We start from the raw sequence: 22735 nt of genomic DNA, 5'->3' as shown, positions 1-22735 counted from the left end.
TCTGTGTGGTTAGTTGAACGGACACTGAGGAGTGTCTTCGAGGCGAGCGGGGTAATGTCAGGTAGGCCATCAATCTGGTCTTGATAGGCACCGAGGCAGTTGGGGGCGGAAACGCCATACGATGCATTGCATCGTGTCAAGATTAGGATGCCTTACCTGCGGTTAGGCTGGCGCTCATTCCAGGGTCACCCAGCTAAAGAGTCCGAGATTTGACCGATATAAATCCGATGGAAGAGCCAGACCCCTTAACGGTTCAAGCGGCGGTCAAGATCGCAGAAGCATACGAGGCCCTCGTTAAAGCCACGTTCTTTTTGAACTTCCGTAAGGAGTCCAAACAGCTTCAAGCCATTGCGTCCTATTTGGAAAAAGTGGCGGATCAGCTCAAAGCCGGTAACCGAAATGCCGGTCTGGCCCTGGAGCTCGTCGATCGCAAATGGGCCGCCCGGATATTGGGAACCAACGGCAGCGCGGAGAAAAAACGGTCTTTGATCAAGGCACGCGAGGCGCTCGCCCGAAAAAGACATTTCCAAAGAACCGGTCAGGTTGCCGGAACGGAAACATTGGACGTGCCATATTCCACTCAAACCGGCCAGCCAAGCGCTACTCCCCTTCTTACCACCTAAGCGGCTATTTAGAGTTCATCAGATTCTCAATGCTGCATCCCAACGCCACGTGAAGACGATGCAGTGTGGTAACCAAAATGTTCAATTTGCCTGCCTCAATGCTCTGCAAAACACGCGGTGCCAAATTTGCACGTTCAGCCAGTTGAACCTGAGTTAGTCCTGCCGCCTGCCGACAGCTTTTCAGATTCTTTCCCAGCACGGAAAGAACCGCAGATTCAGCCGGCTTCAATTGAGGTCCAGATGGCACGTCGGAGGAATTCCAATTAGATCGGTCGGAAGAATTCAACCCCGTGAGATGAATTCCTCCAATCTAATTAAGATCCCAACGAATTCCCCGCTGAATTCCTCCAATAGCCGCAATTGGGAATTCACTAGAACTCGAGTCATCGGCCACAAAAGCCGGTTCGACGCCAATAGCCGGGATGGCTTTCGCGCCAGAGCCTTACGCGAAGTGTGTTCACCGAGCCACTGAAGTGATCGAGGTTTTCAGCTTTAAGTCGCCATTTTCGCTGAGCGGTGAGGTAGCTCGCTTTGACGCACTCTGGTTTGCTGCAAAATCGGTGACGTATTCCCAGACGGGGATTCACCTTAAAGCGACAGTCACAATGAGCGCAGGCTCGGAATTCGGGGTTTTTTAGATGAGAGCTCATCCCCTCTCTTAGACCTTCGATTCGCGGCAATCGCTCCGATAGCGGATCAAACAACGGAGCAAGTTGACACGATGCAATGCATCGTTATTCAAGAGGGTATCCGATAGAGAGCAGATGACTTCACTCACGGCGTTTTAGCCCATGCCCACTCCATATGCGCACTAAAAATATAGTGATCAACGGCATCAAGTACTATGGACCTCCCGCTCAAGCAATCTGCGCTCTCGAGCGAGAATCGGCCAAATGCATCGAGATCGCGGAGCTGGTTTGCTGGCTGTTCGATGTGACCCTTGGTTCGCGGCCCGATCCCATCCTTTGCAATAGAACTTTTCGTCTGGGCGACGTGACGAGGCTACCCAGACGGTTGCAAAACCATGCGAAGAATTACGTCAGATGGATCATACGAGATTCCCTGCTTATCGGCGAAGTGATCACCGCAAAGTACAAGGTCATCGCTCACATCGTGAGATTGAGGAAGAAGTCCGAATTCGGAAAACGAAGGCGTCGCATTGTGAAGACATTGCAACGGGAACGCGTACCCCAGCAGGACGAAGCCGAATCATCGGAAGAACTCACTTCCGTTGATATTCTTACCGATGAAATCGCCTGCCCACTAAGTCCGCGAACACTCCGAAAGATTCGCGCTTTCAATCCACGCCAGATCCAGATTCTGGATGCTGGGGCTCGATATCGCATGGTAACTTTGAAAGGCACAGTCACCATTCGGCTGATGCGCGATGGATACTCGATATCGAGCGTGACCATCGCGCTACCCGTAGAAGAGCCTCCTCCTCCAGCGCAAGTAATTCACGGTAAACTCCTGGACTTCTTCGAAACGGGTACCGAAGGCGTTATCTGGGCAATCGTAGACGACGATGGTGAAGGGTATAGCGGGCTCCACTGTATCGACGACGGCGACCACCTTACAATCATCGCGCTTAATGGAGACGTTCTATGGAATGGGGGGATATCATGCGATCGGAAATCGGGGTTTCAAAATTATCCTCAGAATCCTGAATATGGGCAACCTCAGGCCCTTGGAAGATGGATACATTGGACTCAGAGAGGCTTCAACCCTGACGTCTGGGCTCGATTTTTTATACGCGAAGAAGGTCAACAGCTAAGAGGTATCTTGCGAAAGCGCCGCGATATTCCCCGGAAGGCAAAAGCATGACCTCAGCGGACCTGGGACCGGGCACAAAGCGTCAGGCATCCCGAATTCTCGCGGTGGGTGATATTCATCAGGCTCTGAATTTAGGCCAGATTGAATCAGCCATCAATTGTATCAGGCCCGACATTACTATTTTTTTAGGGGATTATTTCGATTCCTTCGTCTACGATCACCATGATCATGTCAGGCGCACAGCTATTTGGCTGAAGCGAGGAATTCGCCACCCGGACAGGGTGTACCTGCTGGGGAATCACGATCTGCCATATGCGTATCCGCACTTAGTTACCTGCCCAGGGTGGACCCCCGAAAAACACCGGGTGGTAAGGACTGTACTGGAGGAGGTCGACTGGGCAAAATTCCATTTATCGTACGCCATAAATTCGTCCTGGTTGTTTACCCATGCTGGTGTTTCGCGATCACTGGTCCCCGCCGGATTAAAAGACATCCCTGCCTGGCTGTCGGAGCAAGAACACCAAGGACTGTGCTGTTTGAAGCAACGACAGCCTCACTGGATTTTCAAAGGAGGCACGCGCCGTGGAGAGAAAGAGGCTGGCGGTCCACTCTGGTGTGATCTTGCCGACTTTGAGCCGATAGATGGATTAAATCAGGTTTTCGGGCATACCCCCGCCAAGAAAGATGAACATCCGATTCGCCGATCAACTGGCATTGATTCGATAAACTTTTGTATTGATGCAATGAATTCAGATCGGGTTATCGACCTGCTTTTAATCGATAACGGAATACCGAAGGAGATTCCGTTATCCAACTATGTCTGACCTGATAAAAGCGCATGACGACTGTCACCACTTCCGAAAAATCATGCTTCCAACAGAAAAATTCGATTTAGACCAGATACTGACGGAGGCACAAACCTCCACTGGCAAGGCGCGAGCACTTAGAGAAATTTCCAAATCAGGAGTTCCTGTTTACGGATCGGATCCGAATGATCCCAGTGTTCTGATCGAGACCAGCCCGAACGGAGATCGTCGCCGAGGAACGTTCATCAATGGCCACTTCGTAGCTCTTCAGTGATTCAAATTCTCACCAGCAGCCGCATTGGGAGGGCCACGATAAGTCATCCCAAGACGTTGCCCGGCGATGAGCATTAAAACAGACGGAGAAATTTGCCCTCAACTACTTGGAATCAATTTCCAATGAACACAGCCACACAATGAGCCTCCTCCCTCCAACGGGCTACGCTTCATGGCTTGAATACGCGATCGCGACCATGGACGACAGATCTCTGTCCAACAACCTCGTCAATGAACTCGAGCCGCAATGGCCAGAAAATGCGACCGGCGCTGACATGCGCGATGCCGCGATGTCAGAACTAGAGAACCCACGTCAACGAGCCGGCGACAAACCGGATGTTGTGACAACAGCCGCCGCCATTATAGCTCCACCTGTAACTGTTCCGGAAAGCTTGGTGCTGCATTACCAAGGACGGCTATGGATCGATCCAATTCGCGGTGCAGTTTATCTGGCGGATTTAGCCGACAGTCCGTCTCTCGACGAAGTGCTCCGGGCTGACCTCTACGAAGTTGAGTCCGAGTCATCCGGCGGGTCCCCGGAGCCATGTGAACGTACCAGTAACCTACGTTACGCTACTAAATGGGCGCTGGCATGATTCGAGAGTGCCGTCCGGCTATCGACAAAATTGCTCTTTGGAGGTCTTGGCACCGCGTGAGCACGACGGCCTGCATCCAAGAATCACAGCCACTCCATTTGAGTTTCGGAGAATGTTGGAGGTCAATTCTGGCGGTATCGTTGAATGGACATAGAGAGCCGGAAGGATGAGAATCGACCATGACTTGGGATATTTTCATTGGCTGCTTGTTTATCTTTGTGGGGCGCATTGCTGACGTAACCCTTGGATCGTTGCGGACGGTGGCGGTGGTCAGCGGCCAGCGCGGCTTGGCGTGGATCTTCGGATTCGTCGAAGTCATGATCTGGGTTTTCGTAGTTTCCTCGGTCGTCGCGCACGTCCGAACAGAGCCCGCCTACGCCATAGCCTTCGCGCTCGGTGCCGCGTCAGGTAACTATATCGGAGTGACCGTGCTGCGCTGGCTTCCTTTCGGCGATCAGGTTGTCCGAATCTTTACCCGAGAAAGCGCGGCACTCCTAGGCGAACTGCGACGCAAGAATCTCGGTGTCACCGAGTTTCCAGGAACTGGCAGGGATGGCCCGGTATCGATGCTGTTCGTGCATGTGCGTCGCGATCGTGCGCCGATGGTTGTGCGTGTTGCGCGCAAAATAGACCCGCAGTGTTTCTACACGATTGACGACATCCGGACTGCGAATGCCCACCTGACAAACGCGATGCCGACCGGCACCCGGTTGTGATTTTTTAGCCGGTACACGGTCTTCCTGTAGCCTCGGTGTCGGATCTGTATCCAATAAATAATACGTGGTTAATATTAACGGCCAAAATGCCCTCAAGCACTTGACAAGTCTTTTTTCGTGAGGCATGACTTGCCACATCGTGAACCCCGTCATGCCACAGAATTCAAATTTCTGCACCTCCCCCTACAAGGCGGCGGTATTGGCTCTGTATATCTACCTTGGGTAACCCGGGGCCGATGGCTCTAGGTCGGCGCGATAATTCGCGCATGCGACTTAAGAGCGCGGTCACCGGGATAAAACGCTAAGATTTAGCCACAGCTGCGCTTTTTCAGCGCGCTCTTCACCCACCTCCGCGCCCTCGCGGAATTCACTCACCAAAAGCCTGCCCGAAAGTGTGTCCACACACATCGGCGCGGCCACTGCCTGGACTTTTCCCATGACCATTTTGCACGTTACCGATTTTCACTTCAACAAGCGCTGGTTCGACTGGCTTCCCGACAATGCCCCTGCTCACGACCTCCTCGTGATGTCCGGGGATATGCTTAACCTGTCGGACGCAACATCTCATAGAAAACAAATCTACTGGGTCGCCGACTGGATCAAAGACTACCCGTTTCCTATCAGTATCTGCAGCGGCAACCACGACCTCGAGTGGGATGCGGAAGCAGAGCTCTGGACACCCGCCTACTGGCTCCGTGAAGTCGCGGGCCCGAAGGTATGGACTGACGGCCAGCGCGTCATCCTCGATGGCCTCTCTCTCATAAACATCAGCTGCACGACTCGTCCCAAGGGCGGAGAGGCGGACATATGGGTCGCCCATGCCCCACCTGCGGGAACATCCGTGGGAACTCGCTTAAACGGACGGGATGCCGGTGATCCCGACTTGGTCGGACCTGCCAGGCGTTATGCTCCGCGAGCAATCCTTTCCGGGCATATACATGATCCGGTCAGTTGGTTCGAAAAGAGAAACTCAACGCTTTTCCTGAATCCAGGACGCACCGCGGACGCGCGTATTCCAAATCACATTATTTTGGATACCGAGAGTTTCAGCTGCGAGCTCATCACCGAGAACAGGCGCGAGACCTCTGCCGTTTCAGCAACGCCCGAGTCCGGCGCGGCTCCCCATGACGACAGCCTCGTCCCAGCAGTAGCCTGATCACCACGAGTGATCGTCCGAGCCCTGCCCCTCTCCGGTCAGGCACAAATCATCCATCCCTAGAACATCATTATGAATTACAATCCCATCTACATTACCCGTGAAGATAACTCCAAACTTCGTCTGTTGATTGCGGCGGCGCTGCATTCAAACGCGACGGCCTCTCTGCAGAATTTGCGCCGGGAGCTCGACCGCGCCGCCATCATCGATCGTGAATCAATCCCGCTTGACGTCGTCACGATGGAGTCGCGAGTCGAATTCGAAGACCTCGGAACAGGCGAAATCGAAACCTTTTCGATCACCTTCCCGGATCGCGCCGACGTAGAGGCGCAGCGTATTTCCATCCTGGCACCTATCGGCATCGCGCTGATCGGCTGCCGTGAGGGACAAATCGTCAGCTGGAGTACCCCGGGTGGAATCCGCCAGCTAAAAATCAGACGAGTGACCCCGGCGCCGACTGAGGTCCCCCATGCGCAGCTGGCGTTCACGACAACGCGATAACCCGCGATCAACCGCCCGAAAGGGCTAATCCTTACACTTATGTCATCATGGATTTTACCGACCACATCTTTTCATTTGTTCAGCGCTTTGAAACGGGGCCGCTCGCTCTGCTTGCGGCAGCAATGTTCGCCACCTTTTTGATCGCCCGAGAACGTCGTCCCAAAGGCAATCTAAGCCTTCGCGCGTCACGTACACGGCCCCTCCTGACCAAAATGGTCAAATGGTCCGTCGTCTCTATCGCGATCATAGGGGCTCTCCTATCCCTCGGCATCGACTTGCGTGGTCTCTGGTCGGTGCTCGCCGCGATGCTGAGCTTGGTAGCGATAGGCTTTGTCGCGATGTGGAGCATTCTGAGCCACATGCTCGCATCAGTACTTCTAGTGACTTTCAGGCCATTTCAAATCGGTGATAAAGTCGAAATCGTCGGCGATGATTTAGTCGTCGGTAAGGTCATCGGTATGAGCCTGGTCTACACGACCCTTCGAACCTCCGACGGAAGCGTGCTACGCATACCTAACAACCTTTTCTTTCAGAAGGTTCTCAAGCGCTTTCAACCCGGGTCTCTCGACGCCAGCCCCGCCGTTGCAATCCAGGAACCAGACCTGACCGGGGCAAATACGCAGTGACCCACTACGCCGTGGGATACCCACGTTCCTAAAAGGTGCGCCTACGCTCACTGCCAGCGGAGCAGCGCACCCACCGTCTCAATCCAACCACTTCATCTTCTCAGAGAACAACTCATCATGAAAAATCGCCGGCTAGGCCGCACCAATCTTCATCTTTCCGAAATCGGTTTAAGTACCATCAATTTTCCGTGGATCGGCGAATCTACGTCCCACGATCTACTCGATACTTATCACCGCGGTGGAGGAAATTTCATCCAAAGCTTCGGAGCTTACCCGTATCCCGTCAAAGATGCGCCGTCATCCACGCGTGCAGAAGAAATTGTCGGCCGTTGGCTAAAGAACCGGGCCTTCAAACGCGGGAGTGTCGCATTGGCGACGCGAGTTAAGCTCATCCGTCCGGAGCACGGAGGAAGTATCCATTTCGCAAATCTCATCCGTGAGAGTTGTGAGAGTTCGCTTCGCCGGCTTCAGACCGATCACCTTGATTTGGTGACCTGTGAGTGGGACGACGCTTTGGGCCGCGTTGACGACGTCATGGAAGCGTACGACCAACTCATTCGCGCCGGCATGGTGCGGTACGTCGCGGCTGGCGGATTTCCTCCTTGGCGTGTCGTTGATTCGCTTCATCGGTCCAGCCTCCGCGAGCGTTGCCGCTTTGAAGCACTGGAAGCCGAGTATTCCCTCTCCACCGCAGGCGCATCGGAATCTGAGTCGCTGAGGATGAGCCGTGAGCACCGAATCGGTTTCCTCGCTCGATCTCCTCTCGCCTCCGGATTTTTGGCCAAGCGCCCGATCTCCATCCGGGAGCTGATGTATTCCGAACGTAATCTGGTGAATGCATCCCAAAGCGTGGGTAACGCGATTCTCACGACTCTCGCCCGTATCGCAGACAATCGTGGTGTCTCTTCTGCCCATATCGCTCTCGCGTGGGTTCTTCACAATCCGCAGGTGAGCGCCGCGTTTGCGGACCCGGACTCGGTACACGCTATGGAGGAATTCATGCAGGCCTCAGCCTTCGAATTAAATGAGGCGGAGATTGCTGCGCTGTCCAGAGTCTCACCAAGAAAGCAGGTGGACCTGATAATGCATGCGCCCTCGTCAGCCGCTCCCTCCTCAGAATTTCAGCCCGCACCTTAAATCCATGCGCGTGCTTTGTATGATCTTCCATGAGGTAACCGGTCTCGCCCACTTGGCGTCCATCTACGCTGGTTCCCAGCTTTGATTGGCGAAAGAAAGCGACGGCCGGGTAGCAACGCATTCCGCCCACGGGATTCCCGATGCGGCACAACTACCAGCGCGTACCGAGCAATCGCTACGACCTGCTGGGCACGTCCTCAAACCGAGGCGCTAAAATCGACCACACATTATGCATCAAGAATCCAAATCCGTTTTAAGTAATAACAGTCTCCGTCGAATGCAGGGCTGGGCCCGCTCGATCTATCCAGCCGACTGGCAGGACCGCTGTTCAGTCGTCACAGAGTATTTGTCGCAGTTGGACGAAGAGACGCTCGGCACACTTTTGAAGAAGCCTTGGGGCGACATCTTTGCCGTCGCGGAAAAGGAGTGGCCCGAGGCGTTCGCCGGGTGGCAATCGGCGGCCTACGATAACCAGTAGCCTCTATGCACGGAGCCCATTCACCTCTGTGGATGGGCTCTGTTTACCTTACGTAACGTAGCTAGCCACGTGCGGCCGGCCCAACTCCGTTCCCTCCCTGACATTTTTATCCGGGTTCATTTCGCCTAAGACAATTCAATCCATAACCGAACAACGCTCGGTTCTTTATCGCCGTCCATGCGCCGCACGCATGGTTACCTGGCGATCAACGCAGGGGCCTCGAGACGAGGCAGGTGATATTCTACGAATATGAAATCCACCAAGATCACAGAATCTCGCACGAGAACCACTTCTCCCTTCCACCCGATCGCCGCCGGCGTTTCGATCGGACACATCCATCTAAAAGTGGCCAACCTGGAGGCGGCAGTCGGTTTTTACTCCGGAGTCCTGGGGTTTCAAGTGACCGAACGTTTTGCGAACACGGTCGCGTTCCTATCGGCAGGTGGATACCATCACCACATCGCTCTGAATACGTGGGAGAGCCGGGGCGGAAAACCTCCTCCTCCGGGAACCACAGGTCTTTACCACGCGGCAATTCTCTATCCGACGCGTGCGGATCTCGCCGACGCTCTTCGCCGTTTGCTGGCACATGGCGTTCGGATCGACGGTGCGTCTGACCACGGCGTTAGCGAAGCAATCTACCTTCGTGATCCCGATGGGAATGGCCTCGAACTTTATTGGGACCGGCCGCGCGAGCTTTGGCCGCGGAACGGGGACGGTTCACTTGCCATGTTCACGAAGAACCTGGATTTGGAGTCATTGATGGCTGCACGCTGAAGATGGCGACTCCGACTCAGCCAAGGAACTCGGCGCGACGTGCTTGCGATCAACCCTACCGCGCTCAGAATCCGCCTTCTGAACCTCGATTTACTCCGCTCTTTTTTCGCGATCTGCGAGTTTGGCAGCTTGAGCAAAGCCGCGGAGCAACTTCACGTCTCTCAATCGACGCTCACCCGGCAGGTACAAACGCTTGAAAATGAGATTGGTGGCCAACTGCTGGAGCGGGGCCACAGTGGCGTAGCGCTGACGGCGGCAGGCCATGCACTGCTCGAAGGGATGCGTCCGGTCGTCGCCAATGCGGACATTGTGGTTTCCGAAGTCCGGAAACTGGCGCGTGGGCAGAAAGCGTCTCTTCGTATTGGCTATCTGATGTCTGCGGCAGGCGAGTATCTCAATCCTGCACTCGCGGCCCTTCGCAGATCTCACCCGGACACGAAGGTCCACCTCATGGATCTCTCCCCGGGCGACTTGGTGGGTGCCCTCCGCAAAGGGGAACTAGACGTTATCGTACTGGGAAATATAAACGCCGCCATAGCTCGCGAATTTTTCGTGCGGCGTATCGCGACGTTGCCGGTCGTGGTAGCGATGCCGGAAACCCACGCGCTTGCGGACCGCGAGGAGATAGCACTCGCAGAGCTACGACCGGATGTGTTCGTGGGCGCAAACTCCGACGACATCCCGGGATTTAATAACTGGCTCATCCAACTTTGCCGACGCGCTGGATTTCGCCCCAAGATCGTCGAAAATGCGAAAGGTCTCACCCACACGCTTTCCCTCTTGGTCGCCGAGAACGCGGTTACTCTGCTGCCCGGATTGGTATCGGCGTTCAAAGTCCCCGGGGTAACTTTTCGGCCCCTCTTTCGGCCGCCAGCAACATGGGATCTCCAAGTCGCGTGGCAGCGTGGCAAGATCGCCGAACCTGTACGCGAGCTTGTAAATTTGCTTACGAAGAAGCTGCAGGTCGTCGCGAAACCCACCCGGCGATCCTGAAGGACGGAGTCGCACACATGCGCAACGCGCATAGGTTCGATCCGTTCAACGCAATGGCACGGCCTCGCCGTACGCAGTATTATGTCGGGATGAATTCACGCTATTACGTTTCAAGCACTTCCCATTCGACCACGCTCAAATCGCCGGACGCACATCTCGATACACTTTCGACGAAGTTAAAAGCGATCGAGCGCTGGGAAAACGAAGGCGGGAAATTGCTGAGGTCTGATGACTCTGACCAAAAGCACGAACGAGGACTGTAGCGGGACATAGCGCCCGTATGCCGCCTGGGAAGTTGAGGGTGCGTTGCCACGTCAGGCGGGCCGGCCCATGCGGGACATGCATGGCCACGCTGCGCGGACCGCAGTATGCGCCAAAGGCTTCAGCTGCTACCCTGAACCCATGAACTTATATCTCTATCGAAATACTTCCTCACAAAAAGATGTGCGACGATCTGGCCAACTTCACCCCCGATCGGGCGGTCTGCTAAAAAACTCGGAGACGCAGGGGACACGTAACAAAGCCCCTCACCCTTATCCATCCACAAGTGATGACTTCGAACATACCTTTCAGCGCAGGGAGCCAAACTCCCGTTCGCGAACCCCGTACATTCGCATTTTCGCGCTTGTTGCCATCGCACTGATTCTTGTGGCGTTGGCTATCTAGACACCGATTGGATCTGTATCGCCCACTTCACGACACCGCGGATCGCTCATCCGTAAACAGACACCAAAAGCGCGGCAGTCCTGATGCAGGCTAAACTTCACAGGTAGTTTCCCGGGGTTGCAGTCGTCGCCTGCGAACTCCTTCCTACCTACGTCACACATGCTTACCCTGTACCTAATTCTCCCGGCCTTGCTCGTTGCCGTCGTGATTGCCTCTGTCTGGTTGGAGCGTTGGAGCGTGCCGGTGATTCTTGTCGCTCTGGGCACGGGCATCGTCTGCGGCAGCGATGTGCTCAAGCTCTGGCATTTCGATGACATGGTGCTGACGAACCAATGCGCCAACCTCGCGTTAGTTTTCATCCTATTCCACGGCGGATTCATGACAAAGCGGGCGGATTTCAGAGCCGTAGCGCTTCCCGCCAGCGGACTCGCCACATGGGGGGTCCTGCTCACAGCGGGGGCCACCTTCGCCGTCTTGAGGTGGATATTAGGCTGGTCGATGGAATTGTCGCTGCTGCTGTCCGTCATCATTTCGTCGACTGACGCCGCGGCGATTTTTTCGATCCTGCGCCGCCAGTCGCTGCCCCAAAAACTCTCGTCCACAGTCGAGATTGAGAGCGCGGCGAACGATCCCATGGCCATTTTGCTCACGACTGTCGCGGTCGCCGGCCTCGCGTCCGGCGAGTCACTCCAGATGTCGACCGTTCTGCTCTTCTTCTGGAAGTTCGGAGCGGGGCCCGTAATTGGATACATCGCGGGCCGCGTGATCATCCGCTTGTTCAACTGGCTGACTCCGCAGGACCGCGGTTACTACTACGTTTTGTTCATCGGAGTGGTGATGCTGACCTATGGGCTCACTGAGCTGGCACAGGCTAGCGGGATGCTGGCGGTGTTTACGGCGGGCTTCGTGTTGGGTAACGGCTCTTTCGTCCACAAACAAGGGGTGCAAAATTTCTCCGAAGCACTCTCCACCATCGTGAACATCGGCATGTTCGTGTTGATGGGCCTGCTCGTATTCCCCCGGCAGTTTGCCGATGTCTGGTTCGAAGGCCTAGTGCTGTTTCTCGTACTTACTTTCGTCGGCCGCCCGCTCGCGGTATTCATTGGAACGATCGGGATGCGATTGGGCTTTCGCAACAAAGTGTTCGCGGCGTGGGCCGGCCTGCGCGGTGCCGTCCCGATCGTACTCGCTACCTATCCCGCAGCGGCGGGTCTTCCGATCGGCAACGAGGTCTTCAATCTCGTGTTCTTCGCAGTCATTCTATCGATCATCATCCAGGGCTCGACGCTCGGACTTGTCGCCAAGTGGCTGGGACTATCAGCGCCCGCCCGGCCGAAAGCGTTGTTCAATCTTGAGATGATCACCATGGCGAAGAGTGACTACGACATGGTCATCGTGGATCTCCCCGGGCCCAAAGGCACCCCCGGGCCGCGCCTACGCGATCTACGGCTTCCGGAAGGCGCCATCATCACGTTGATCACGCGCGGCGATACTGTCGTCCTGCCAAAAGGGGAAACACGGCTGGAGGGCTGGGATCAGATCACCGTTCTTGCCCATGCACCGGACGAGGACAAAATTCGCGAAAAGCTGGTTGAATCGTTCGCACCGGCCTCGACCGCATAGCGGCGATGGCTCGTGCTGGACGCATATTCGGGAGAGGCTCCAGATACGTACGCTGGATCAACACTCCACCGGGTCCTCAAGTGGCTTTCGTTTCCGCGTGACCAGCGCCGGCACGACTTCAAAGCCAGCGCTTGTACCTGAAGATAAGATACGGAACGACCGCTGAAACCACCATAAGCGCCAAGGAAAACGGATAACCGAATTTCCATTTCAGCTCCGGTATGACCTGGAAATTCATCCCATAGATGCTCGCGATGAGCGTTGGCGGCAGCAGTACGACCGCCAGCACCGAGAACAACTTAATGATTTTGTTCTGCTGGCTGTTGATCGTGTTTTGTTCGCTGTTCACGCGACCCAAGGTGGCATCCAGGAAAAAGCTCACCTTGCCAGAGATGAAAGTCGCATGGTCTGCGAGAGCGGCGACGTCTTTTCCGGCAATTCGCCAGCTCTCTTCGAGTTCCTCGCCTTGCTGACTGCTGCACATCTCGATGAAGAACCCATGCAAACGCTGCAGACTGACAAGGCTCTCCCGCGCATTTGCGGTCCTGGCTCCATTCCGCCCGATCCGACTGAGCAGGCTGGTGTAGTTCACGGTACCGATCTCTGCCGGTTCCTCCATGAAGATCGTCGCCGACAGGTCATTTAGATCGGTCGCGACGAATTCCAGTATATCAGCAATGCGATCCACGATTTCGTCGAACAAACCTAGCAGAAGTTTTTGAGCAGTCGGGTATGCATCTCGGCTGCGCTCAAGCCTCTGCGCGAAGGTCCTAAAAGGCATCGGTGAATCAAAACGCAACGTGATGAGCTGCTGCTTTCGGTAAATGAACGTGACCGCCGCAGTCGTCAGATCGGGTTTATCCGCACGCACCATGATGGTCGCCGTCATGAACAGCGTCCGGTTTTCGGTATAAAGGCGGCTCGAAACCTCAATCTCCTGCGCTTCCTTTCGCGTCGGCAGCTCAACGCCTAATGCGCTTTCAATCATCTTGGTCTCATCCGGTGTGGGATCGTGTAGATCGATCCAGAGAACGTCGGACCAATCATACGTTTTCGCCTCCAGGGTTTGAACCTCTACCCTGTTACCAGATTTGCTGAGAACGGTGATCATCCGCTGGGCAGGGTGAGGCAGAAATCTGGGCATGCAAGTTCAGCCCTGCCATCACCCAAAGAGGCCAATCGACCGCATTGGACAAGGAGTGCGGTGGAGTCCAGACCAGGCGCCCAGACTTCATCGGCCAAGGCGTCGGACTCAGCCCGCATGCAGTCTATGTTCACCGGGAAGAATCGGTATGTGGATACATTCGAAGCCGCTCGTTGACTGACCGGAAAATCGGCGGGGTGATAAAGGCGTCGGAGGTTTGTGAGGTTTAACCGTAGCGAATCAATAGCATGCGCCAATCGATGATCTGTCACTTGGCCATTTTAGCCGTCACTGAAAATGCAGCGGCCAAAATAGCTGTCATTTCAAAGATAGAAGCTAAAAATTAGCCGGAAATTCTGGCCAAGATAAGCGCCAGCCCTGAATTGCTAGGTGTCGCTCACCAACTCGTGATGATTGTTCCGGACTATTTGATTCAGTGAATCCACCGCTCACCGGAACCGCCCCGGCACTTTGCTTGACGGTTCCCGGCGTTATGTCCCGCATCGCCTTCACCACTATGAATCTCGTCATCACCGCCCGCGCCTTCGCTTGCGCGCGAGCATTCTGCCTGCTCCTGACCATAAGCCTTGCGGTCGCCATCCCCGCCTTCGCAGCCGACACGCCAACATCCGCTCCCGCCAGCGAGCCATCCGCCGCGAGCCCCACCGCGCCCGCCGACGCGAATACGATCGTCGCAGCCGCCCCCATGACCTTCGAGACCGAGGGAACCGGCGCATCCGGCGAGCTCGCCGTCGCCTCGCAGATCCTCAGCGCCGATACGCGCACCGACCTCATCTACACCATCATCGCGCCACCGCAGTCCGGCCGCGTAGGACTCGCCGGCGGCGACGATGAAGACTTCTTCAAAAACAAAACCGCCCGCCTCGGCTACTTCGCTTATCAACCGCCCGAGGGCTTCGTCGGCGAAGACTCCTTCACCTACACCGTGCGCAACGAAACCTCCGGCCTCGTCTTCAGAGGCACCGTCGTGATCAACGTGAAACCCACCGCCCCCGTCATCCTCGACAAATTCGAGGTCAGCGCCGACCGCGAGCGCTCCATGACCGTCCGCGAAGTTTCCCTCATGACCCGCCCCAACACCCCGGTCGCGAAAAAACTCCCCAGCCATGAAGACTTCATGACCGATGCCGACCGCACCAGCATCACCGACGCGAAAATCGCCTACGTCCTCGACGACAAAGCCAAGGCGCAAAACGGCACCGCCAAGCTCGACCGCACCACCGGCCAGCTCAGCTATGCGCCCAACCCCGGCTTCATCGGCGACGAGCGTTTCAAGTACTACACCTTCGACGAAAATAACTCCCACCTCGGCGTGGAAAATAGCGTCTCAGTCAAAGTCGAGCCCATCCGCAACGTGAAGCACCTCACCGCCGACCGCTCCCGCAGCCGCGAGGTCGATCTCGTCTTCGTCATCAACAACTCCCCCTCGATGGCGGAGCACCAGAGCCGCATCGCCGCCAACCTCACCCGCTTCCGCCAGCTCTTCCGCGAGCGCGACCTCGATTACCGTATCGGCGTTCTCACGACCGATTTCGTCAACGCCGATTCCAGCCGCAGTGCCGACAACCAGCGTTACTACAAAGAAGTCCGCTCCGTGGAGCTCGATCCCGCCGGCAACCCCGTCCTCGACCGCCGCGACAAGCCCAAGCAGATCACCAAGCGCGTCGCCAGCAACGGCACCCTCGTCACACTCCCCACGCTCACGCAGCCCTGGGTCACACCCAAGACCCCCGATCCCGTCTTCGCCGAACTCGTGAAAGTCGGCACCAACGGTGACAGCAACCGCACCGCCTTCACCTCCGTCTACAACTTCGTCTCCGGCTTCTATAATAAGCAGCACACCTTCCTCCGCCCCGACGCCACCACCATCGTCGTCTTCTTCATGGACGAGGAAGAAACCCGCCTCGCCGTCTGGAAGGAACAGCCCACCGGCACCGGAACCCGTCAGGCCGAGTGGATCGAGGACGGCAAACTCCCCGACCTCCTCAACGAATATAACGAGCGCAACCCTCAGAAACGCCAGACGCTCGACAGCTACATCAACTACTGGGTGCTCCGCCCCTTCATCATCGTTAAAGGCAACAAGCGCGGGAAACTCGAGATGCACGCCGTCGTCTCGCCCGGCAACGTCTCCCACCGCCGCGCAGCCGAGCTCACCGGCGGCACTGTGCTGAATATCGAAAGCGATTTCTCCGCCCCGCTCGCCGCCCTCGGCGACCGCATCGCCGACACCGTCGCCGTCGCCCTCGAGCCCGTCGCGCCCACCGCCAGCTTCTACAAAAAGAGCCTCCGCGTCCTCGTCGATGGCCAGGAAGTCTCCGCCGATCCTGAGAACGGATACGTTTACGACGAACTCACTCACAGCATCCGCTTCCAAGGTGCCTCCAAGAAAAAGGCCTTCGCCGCCAAGATCGACATCACCTACGAAGAGCACCTGTGAGCGGAGAACTCCTCCTCCGCACCCCCGATGAAAAAGCCCCGCAGTCTCCAGAAAACGCTATCGCCCGCGCAGCATGAAAACCTGCTCGGCATCCTGAGCGCCCGCTTCGAGGAAAACCCCGCCCGCCACCCAGGCCTCAAATGGCCCGCCGTGCTGGCTCGCCTCGAAGCGCATCCTGAAAAACTCTGGTCGCTCCACGAAATGGAATCCACCGGCGGCCAACCCGACGTGATCGGCCACGATAAAAAGACCTGCGAGTTCCTCTTCGTCGATTGCTCTCCGGAAAGCCCCTCAGGCCGTACCAGCGTTTGCTACGACCGCGAGGGCCTCGACTCACGCAAAGAACATAAGCCCAAAAACAACGCCCTCGATCTGGCCGCCGCCATGGGCATCGAGCTCCTCGACGCCGACCAATACCGCCACCTCCAGACCCTCGGCACCTTCGACACCAAATCCTCCAGCTGGATCAAAGCCCCCGCCGACATCCGTAAACTCGGCGGCGCCCTCTTCGGCGACCGCCGCTACGGCCACGTCTTCATCTACCACAACGGCGCCCAATCCTACTACGCCGGTCGCGGCTTTCGCGGCTCGCTCAGGGTTTGACGACTAACCTTTCACGCGCGGCCTCTCTTCTGCGAACGCGTACTTGCGCAACAACTCAGGATCGAGCTGCGCAGGCTGCGTGGTCGCGATGATCACCGTTCCCGGACAGTTCTCGATCTGCTCCAGGAAGTACGAGGTCTCCAGATTCGCGTAGCGATCATGCGCATCTTTGACCTCGGAGCGCTTGCCGAAAAGCGCGTCCGCTTCATCGAAAAACAAAACGGCGCCGCTTTCCTTGGCCGTATCGAACAGTGCGAGCAGGTTCTTCTCGGTCTCGCGAAGATACTTCGACTCCACCTTCTGGAGATCTATGCGCTGAAGCTCGCGCGAGAACTTCACGGCGATCTGCCGGGCTTGCGCGAGCGCGTCTTCACGTGACTTCGCGGCCACGAGAATCCGGGCAGGACGGGTTGAAGAAACCGACGCAGTCGTGAGCGACTGGCTTGCTGCCGCATTTTTAAGCGCGCCTGAAACGAGCGGCGTTGTAGAGATAGCTTCCGAGGCCGCGCGCACCACAGGTCGCACAACATCGGCGTTCGCTTTGAGAGAAGGACGAAGAGGTTTTTCCATGAATAAAGTAAGCCGTGAAGACAGACCTCAATCAACGCGCTTGGTGACGGCGGGAAAGACGGTTCGAATATCAGGAGACTCTACGGATAGAGGCCCATCGCCTTTGCGCCACCACGGTCTCTCCTCCACCCCCCCCCCGCATTTCACCAACTCCCTAGCAGCGTCCTCGCGCGCCCGGTTGCCTAAACCACGCCGCCGTGAACATTCCCCGCCGTGTCCCGCCGCTACTCATCGTCTCCGCTCCTTCCCGATCCGCCCAAAACCAAAATTGATCGCGCCGCTCTCCGCGAAACCGTCGAGATCCTCCGCTACCTCAAGCCCTATCGCCGCCGCTTCGTGTTCGGACTCCTCTGCCTCCTCGTCGGCAGCGTCGCCGGACTTTGCTTCCCGCTCCTCGCCGGTGGCTTGATCGACGCCGCGCTGCACAGCACCGGCGTTACCTTGCCCGTCCTCGGCTCGCTCACGCTCAACGGCATCGCCGCCATCCTCGCAGGCACCATCGCCGTGCAAGCCCTCGGCTCCGCCGGCGCCGCGATGTCGTTCGGCCGCGTCGGCCAGACCGCCCTCGCCGATCTTCGTCGCGACACCTACGGCCGCATGATCGGACTCCCGATGGAGTTCTTCGCGCGCCGCCGCGTCGGTGAACTCACCAGCCGCCTCTCCGGCGACATCGCGCAACTCGAGTCCGGCCTCATCTCCGCCGTGCCCCAACTCTGCCGCCAGACCGTGCTCCTCATCGGCGGACTCGTCCTCATCGCGCTCACCTCGGGCAAACTCACGCTCGCGATGCTCTGCACGGTGCCCTTGCTCATCGCCGCCGCCGTGACGTTTGGCCGCAAACTCCGCCGTCTCTCCCGCGAGGCGCAGGACCGACTCGCGGAGACCGGCACCATCGTCGAGGAAACGCTGCAAGGCATCGCCAGCGTGAAGGCCTTCGCAAACGAGACCTTCGAGCTCGCCCGCTACCAACGCACCAACGAAGCCGCGCTCGCCACTTCGCTCACCGCCGTCCGCTGGCGCGCGGCGTTCTTCGCTGTATTCACCGTTTCGATGTTCGGCGGCATGGTGATCGTCCTCTGGTTCGGCGCGGGTCTGCTGCAATCCGGCCAGATCACCGCCGGCGAGCTCACGCGCTTCGTGCTCTACAGCACCTTCGTCGCCGGCGCGATGGGCCAGGCCGCGGAACTCTACAGCCAGATTCAGAAAACCGTCGGCGCCAGCCAGCGCGTGCGCGAACTCCTCCGCGAGCAACCCGAAGTCACCGTCGCGTTGCCCGCTGCGACAACGCCGAAAACCGCAGCGACCATCACCGTAAATCGCCCGATCCATCCTTCGTCTCCGCCTTCCGATCTCTCAACCCTCAGCCCTCAACTCTCAACTCCTCCGTCCGCCTCAGCCTCACCCACCCGTCTCCGTGGCGAAGTAGAACTCCAAAACGTCACCTTCCGTTACCCCTCGCGCCCCGAAATCGCCGTGCTCGCCGACATCTCGCTGCACGCGCGTCCCGGCGAAGTCACCGCCCTCGTCGGCCCGAGCGGTGCGGGCAAATCCACGCTCACCGCCCTGCTCTATCGCTTCTACGCGCCTGAGCACGGACGCGTTTTATTCGATGGCCGCGACGCGCACGACTTCGACCTCACTGCGTTGCGCGAGCAGATGGCGCTCGTGCCACAAGACGTGCTCCTCTTCGGCGGCTCGATCGCGGAAAACATCCGCTACGGCAAACCCGGCGCCACGCTCGACGAAATCAAAGCCGCCGCGCAGCAGGCCAACGCCGCGGAATTCATCGACCGCTTTCCCGAAGGCTACGACACGATCGTCGGCGACCGCGGCATCAAGCTCTCCGGCGGACAGCGCCAGCGCGTCGCCATCGCCCGCGCGATTCTGAAAGACCCCGCCATCCTCGTGCTCGACGAAGCCACCAGCTCGCTCGACAGCGAAAGCGAACGCCTTGTGCAAAGCGCGCTCGAGCACCTCATGCGCGGCCGCACCACCTTCGTGATCGCCCACCGCCTCGCCACGGTCCGCCGCGCCGACCAGATCGTCGTCCTCGACCAGGGCCGCATGGTCGAACGCGGCACGCACGAAGAACTTTCGCAAAACCCCGACGGCCTCTACCGCCGCCTCAGCACCCTGCAGTTCCAGCACGCATTGGCCGAGTAGCTCACTCACGTCCACACCTTCAAGGTTGAGTCGGCACGCTCACCGATGCCCGCACCGGAGAAGTTACGTCGCGCCGCCGCTTGCCGAACGCTCCAACCGCCACACGTTGCGCCTCGTATGAAGATCCTTCGTGCCCCTCTTTTCGCGGCCTCCCTCGCAATCGCGCTACTCAGCGGCTGCTCCAGTGCCTACTACGGCGCCATGGAAAAAATCGGCGTGGCCAAACGCGACATCCTCGTCGACCGCGTCGGCAACGCCCGTGAATCACAGCAGGAAGCCAAGGAACAATTCGCCAGCGCCTTGGAGAAATTCATCGCCGTCACGAAAGTCGAAGGCGGCAGCCTGAAAGCCAAATACGATCAGCTGAACGACGACTTCAAACGCAGCGAAGCCCGCGCCACCGAAGTCCGCGAACGCATCGCCGCCGTCTCCGATGTCTCCGACGCCCTTTTCTCCGAGTGGAAAAAAGAACTCAGCGCCTACTCCGACCGCAGCCTCCGAGACCAGAGCCAGCGTCAACTCGACGAAACCAAACGCCGCTACAACGACCTCATGCGCACCATGCGCGCCGCCGCCGACCGCATGGACCCCATCCTCGGCAAATTCCGCGACCAAGTCCTCTTCCTCAAACACAACTTGAACGCCCAAGCCATCGCCGGTCTGACCTCCACCGCGAGCAATCTTCAGGGCGACGTCTCCCGCCTGATCGAAGACATGGAAAAATCCATCCGCGAAGCCGACGAGTTCATCAAGTCGATGAAGACGAGTTGATGCTCAATGTGCCAAGGCGCGCGGAGGGAAGTCGGAATGGACGATACCCACGTAGCGGAGCGTGAAACATCAGCAAGCTGTGGCATTTCCTGACCCGAGATTGATCTGTGAACCTCTTATCAACATGTCTGGAGGAAACCTATGCGTGACTCAGCAAGAATTCCGGCAGTGCTTGCGGCTATTCACAACGTTTGGAAACGAAACCCCGACTTGCGGTTGGCTCAGCTCATCGTGACCGCCGCTTCTCAGAGCGGACGTTCGGTCGAATGTCCGGAGCTTTTTTCCCTCGGGGATGAAGATCTGATCAGAGGCTTGAGTAACTACGATCACCGCCCCCTACCGCCAAGCAGGCCAAAAGAAGAGCACCCGAATGACCGGTTCTGGTCCGGAGATCATATCGATGGCATCACGCTGACACTTAACCAGCACGTCCGGTTCATCCAAGGTGAGCACGCCGGGCGCGAAGGATTTGTTATTTCGCTCGAAGCTTTGACGCCAGAACCAACATTCCGTGTAGAAAGAATGGATGACGGATTCGATGTCGTGATCCCGCAGAGTTGGTTGCAAGCGGTTGAATAGTACAACCAGCGTCTTTCACCCACCCATGCCCACCAAAGACCCACGTGTTGATGCGTACATCGCAGAGGCGGAGCCCTTCGCCCGGCCGGTTTTGAAGCACCTGCGGAAGTTGATTCACCAAGGCTGTCCGGACGCGGTGGAAACCATCAAGTGGAGCTGCCCCTTCTTCGACTACCACGGGCTGCTCTGCGGATTCGCGGCGTTCAAGGCGCACGCCTCGCTGTTCTTCTGGCGCGACATCGACGTCAGCCAGTGGCTCGAGAAAACGAATACGGCAGGCGCAGGCATGGGCCAGTTCGGGAAGATCACGTCGCTGGCCGACCTGCCCAAAGACTCGGTCCTGCTCACCTGCGTCCGTGCAGCCGTGGAGCAACGCGATGCGCCCGCCTCTGCGAAAAAGCGCGCCCCAAAACCCGGCAAGGAATTGCCCGTGCCCGCGGATTTGAAGAAAGCGCTCGCCGCCAACGCGAAAGCCGCGGCGACGTTCAAAGCCTTCGCACCGAGTCACCGCCGCGCATATCTCGACTGGATCGCCGACGCCAAACAGCCCGCGACCCGCGAGAAACGCATCGCCACAACGATCGAGTGGCTCGCCGAAGGAAAGCCGCACAACTGGAAATACCGCGAGCAGACTGCGAAAAAGTAAGCGATCGCGTCAGTCGCGCGAATTTTCCGCGTGTTCGTCCGTGGCGTCTCGTGAGCCGGACAATTTGAACACGCGCAGCAGGAAAAACAGACTCGGGAAGATAAACACGCTGCCGACCAGCAACGCGATGACGAGCTGGCGCAGCGTCGCCAGTGGCGCGGCCTCGGTGTAGAAACTGAGCGGGCCACGCGTGGTGAGCACGGCGTTGGGCGCGTAGAGCAGGCACCAGCCGATCAGAATCAGCGCGACTTGTCCGGAGGCGACAACCCGCGTGAGCATCACGCGATGCTTGGTGACGAAGAACCACAGCGCGACGAATAGCCCGGTGGCCAGCGCCACGACCGCGAGATTGAGCGGACTGCGGAGAAACGCCGTGGCGAGACTTTCGTGTTCACCGAGCGATGCGGCGAAAACGACTCCACCCATCAGAATGACGAGACCGTTAAAATATGCGCCGAAGCGGTGAAAGCGGCGTTTCAACTCCACGTCGTCCGTTTCGCCGATGAGATAGATGCTCGCGAGAAACGCGTAGATGCAGGCGACAAACGCGCCAACGCTCAGCGGATAGGCACCCCACCACGGAGCGATGTAGGCGCGCCAGAATTCAGTGGCATCCGGATCGATCGTTCCGCGATTGAGGCTGGCCGCGATGATCCCCAACCAGAAAGCCGTCCAGAGACTCGAGAGTCCAAACAGCCACGTGTAGGTGCGCTGGGATTTCTTCTCCTGGATCGCATCGTAGTGACGAAAGGTGAACGCGGTGCCACGCACCACAATGCCGACCAGCAGCGCGAGCATCGGCAAATGCAGCGCGACCATCAGTGTCGTGAAGATCACGGGAAATCCCATGAAGAGGATCACGACGATCAGAATGAGCCACATGTGATTGGCCTCCCACACCGGGCCCATCGCGTGATTGATGACGTCCTTTTGTTTTCCGCGCAGTCGCCCGGCCGGTAACAGTTCGAGGATGCCCGCGCCGAAGTCGGAACCGCCCAACACCACGTAGAGCAGAAGCGAAGCGCCGATGAAAAAGACGAGGATGTCGATCATC

At 57.7% G+C, this 22735-nt stretch carries 24 protein-coding genes; 20 read left to right on the top strand and 4 right to left on the bottom strand.

Features of this window, described 5'->3' with window-relative positions; translation table 11 throughout:
• The first annotated feature begins 227 nt into the window (after nt 1-227).
• Nucleotides 228-623 (top strand): hypothetical protein, encoded by a 396-nt coding sequence (locus CMV30_RS15065; protein WP_096056798.1) that lies wholly within the window; start codon nt 228-230, stop codon nt 621-623.
• 4 nt (nt 624-627) lie between these two features.
• On the opposite strand, the gene CMV30_RS15060 is transcribed toward CMV30_RS15065, so the two are convergent.
• The gene (locus tag CMV30_RS15060) at nt 628-822 is read right to left on the bottom strand and encodes a helix-turn-helix domain-containing protein (RefSeq protein WP_245844481.1); all 195 of its coding nucleotides are present in this window, start codon (nt 820-822) and stop codon (nt 628-630) included.
• A gap of 605 nt (nt 823-1427) precedes the next feature.
• Between CMV30_RS15060 and CMV30_RS15050 the strand changes: the two genes are divergently transcribed.
• From CMV30_RS15050 to CMV30_RS15000, 13 genes are all read left to right on the top strand, one after another.
• Nucleotides 1428-2447, top strand: a complete 1020-nt coding sequence (locus tag CMV30_RS15050) for a hypothetical protein (protein ID WP_096056795.1) — start codon at nt 1428-1430, stop codon at nt 2445-2447.
• Nucleotides 2444-3220: a metallophosphoesterase gene (locus CMV30_RS15045; RefSeq protein ID WP_096056794.1), complete on the top strand. Its 777-nt coding sequence runs from the start codon at nt 2444-2446 to the stop codon at nt 3218-3220. Before CMV30_RS15050 ends, CMV30_RS15045 begins: the two co-directional genes overlap by 4 nt.
• A complete protein-coding gene (locus CMV30_RS19550) occupies nt 3213-3476 on the top strand; it encodes a hypothetical protein (RefSeq protein WP_138223320.1) in 264 nt (87 codons plus the stop codon). The genes CMV30_RS15045 and CMV30_RS19550 overlap by 8 nt, the downstream gene beginning before the upstream one ends.
• A gap of 139 nt (nt 3477-3615) precedes the next feature.
• Nucleotides 3616-4071, top strand: coding sequence for a hypothetical protein (locus tag CMV30_RS19545; protein WP_138223319.1), 456 nt, complete (start codon nt 3616-3618; stop codon nt 4069-4071).
• Nucleotides 4072-4250: 179 nt separating this feature from the next.
• Nucleotides 4251-4787 carry a DUF2179 domain-containing protein gene (locus CMV30_RS15040; RefSeq protein WP_096056793.1) on the top strand — a complete coding sequence of 179 codons (537 nt, stop codon included), beginning with the start codon at nt 4251-4253 and terminating at the stop codon, nt 4785-4787.
• A 436-nt stretch (nt 4788-5223) separates the two neighbouring features.
• The gene (locus tag CMV30_RS15035; RefSeq protein WP_096056792.1) at nt 5224-5943 is read left to right on the top strand and encodes a metallophosphoesterase family protein; all 720 of its coding nucleotides are present in this window, start codon (nt 5224-5226) and stop codon (nt 5941-5943) included.
• Nucleotides 5944-6015: 72 nt separating this feature from the next.
• Nucleotides 6016-6444, top strand: coding sequence for a GreA/GreB family elongation factor (locus CMV30_RS15030; protein WP_096056791.1), 429 nt, complete (start codon nt 6016-6018; stop codon nt 6442-6444).
• Nucleotides 6445-6491: 47 nt separating this feature from the next.
• Nucleotides 6492-7070 (top strand): mechanosensitive ion channel family protein, encoded by a 579-nt coding sequence (locus tag CMV30_RS15025; RefSeq protein ID WP_096056790.1) that lies wholly within the window; start codon nt 6492-6494, stop codon nt 7068-7070.
• Nucleotides 7071-7187: 117 nt separating this feature from the next.
• Entirely contained in the window at nt 7188-8207 is a 1020-nt protein-coding gene (locus CMV30_RS15020) for an aldo/keto reductase (RefSeq protein WP_096056789.1), read from the top strand.
• Nucleotides 8208-8436: 229 nt separating this feature from the next.
• Nucleotides 8437-8685 (top strand): hypothetical protein, encoded by a 249-nt coding sequence (locus CMV30_RS15015; protein WP_138223318.1) that lies wholly within the window; start codon nt 8437-8439, stop codon nt 8683-8685.
• 249 nt (nt 8686-8934) lie between these two features.
• Complete coding sequence (locus CMV30_RS15010; protein WP_096056787.1) at nt 8935-9462, top strand: VOC family protein; 528 nt, start codon at nt 8935-8937, stop codon at nt 9460-9462.
• Nucleotides 9463-9501: 39 nt separating this feature from the next.
• Nucleotides 9502-10455 carry a LysR substrate-binding domain-containing protein gene (locus CMV30_RS15005; protein WP_245844244.1) on the top strand — a complete coding sequence of 318 codons (954 nt, stop codon included), beginning with the start codon at nt 9502-9504 and terminating at the stop codon, nt 10453-10455.
• 825 nt (nt 10456-11280) lie between these two features.
• Complete coding sequence (locus CMV30_RS15000; protein ID WP_096056786.1) at nt 11281-12744, top strand: potassium/proton antiporter; 1464 nt, start codon at nt 11281-11283, stop codon at nt 12742-12744.
• Nucleotides 12745-12862: 118 nt separating this feature from the next.
• Here the strand turns inward: CMV30_RS15000 and CMV30_RS14995 are convergent, their stop codons facing one another.
• Nucleotides 12863-13855 carry a magnesium transporter CorA family protein gene (locus tag CMV30_RS14995; protein ID WP_175414901.1) on the bottom strand — a complete coding sequence of 331 codons (993 nt, stop codon included), beginning with the start codon at nt 13853-13855 and terminating at the stop codon, nt 12863-12865.
• Between the two features lie 550 nt (nt 13856-14405).
• Between CMV30_RS14995 and CMV30_RS19935 the strand changes: the two genes are divergently transcribed.
• Together CMV30_RS19935 and CMV30_RS14985 are read left to right on the top strand one after the other, a co-directional pair.
• Nucleotides 14406-16349: an Ig-like domain-containing protein gene (locus CMV30_RS19935; protein ID WP_175414900.1), complete on the top strand. Its 1944-nt coding sequence runs from the start codon at nt 14406-14408 to the stop codon at nt 16347-16349.
• A gap of 27 nt (nt 16350-16376) precedes the next feature.
• Complete coding sequence (locus CMV30_RS14985; protein ID WP_096056783.1) at nt 16377-16952, top strand: DUF4256 domain-containing protein; 576 nt, start codon at nt 16377-16379, stop codon at nt 16950-16952.
• A 3-nt stretch (nt 16953-16955) separates the two neighbouring features.
• Here the strand turns inward: CMV30_RS14985 and CMV30_RS20935 are convergent, their stop codons facing one another.
• Nucleotides 16956-17522 carry an AAA family ATPase gene (locus CMV30_RS20935; RefSeq protein ID WP_096056782.1) on the bottom strand — a complete coding sequence of 189 codons (567 nt, stop codon included), beginning with the start codon at nt 17520-17522 and terminating at the stop codon, nt 16956-16958.
• 213 nt (nt 17523-17735) lie between these two features.
• Between CMV30_RS20935 and CMV30_RS14975 the strand changes: the two genes are divergently transcribed.
• The 4 genes from CMV30_RS14975 (at nt 17736) to CMV30_RS14960 (ending at nt 21681) form a co-directional block, all read left to right on the top strand.
• The gene (locus CMV30_RS14975) at nt 17736-19685 is read left to right on the top strand and encodes an ABC transporter ATP-binding protein (RefSeq protein WP_217494403.1); all 1950 of its coding nucleotides are present in this window, start codon (nt 17736-17738) and stop codon (nt 19683-19685) included.
• A gap of 117 nt (nt 19686-19802) precedes the next feature.
• Nucleotides 19803-20456, top strand: a complete 654-nt coding sequence (locus tag CMV30_RS14970; protein WP_096056781.1) for a DUF2959 domain-containing protein — start codon at nt 19803-19805, stop codon at nt 20454-20456.
• Nucleotides 20457-20597: 141 nt separating this feature from the next.
• The gene (locus CMV30_RS14965) at nt 20598-21035 is read left to right on the top strand and encodes a hypothetical protein (protein ID WP_096056780.1); all 438 of its coding nucleotides are present in this window, start codon (nt 20598-20600) and stop codon (nt 21033-21035) included.
• Nucleotides 21036-21060: 25 nt separating this feature from the next.
• Nucleotides 21061-21681, top strand: a complete 621-nt coding sequence (locus tag CMV30_RS14960; RefSeq protein ID WP_096056779.1) for a YdeI/OmpD-associated family protein — start codon at nt 21061-21063, stop codon at nt 21679-21681.
• Nucleotides 21682-21690: 9 nt separating this feature from the next.
• Here the strand turns inward: CMV30_RS14960 and CMV30_RS14955 are convergent, their stop codons facing one another.
• Nucleotides 21691-22734: a cytochrome d ubiquinol oxidase subunit II gene (locus CMV30_RS14955; RefSeq protein WP_096056778.1), complete on the bottom strand. Its 1044-nt coding sequence runs from the start codon at nt 22732-22734 to the stop codon at nt 21691-21693.
• Between the last annotated feature and the right edge of the window lies 1 nt (nt 22735).

It is taken from the genome of Nibricoccus aquaticus, from assembly GCF_002310495.1.
In the GTDB taxonomy this organism is placed as follows: domain Bacteria; phylum Verrucomicrobiota; class Verrucomicrobiia; order Opitutales; family Opitutaceae; genus Nibricoccus; species Nibricoccus aquaticus.
This window is presented reverse-complemented; position numbering and strand designations above follow the sequence as displayed.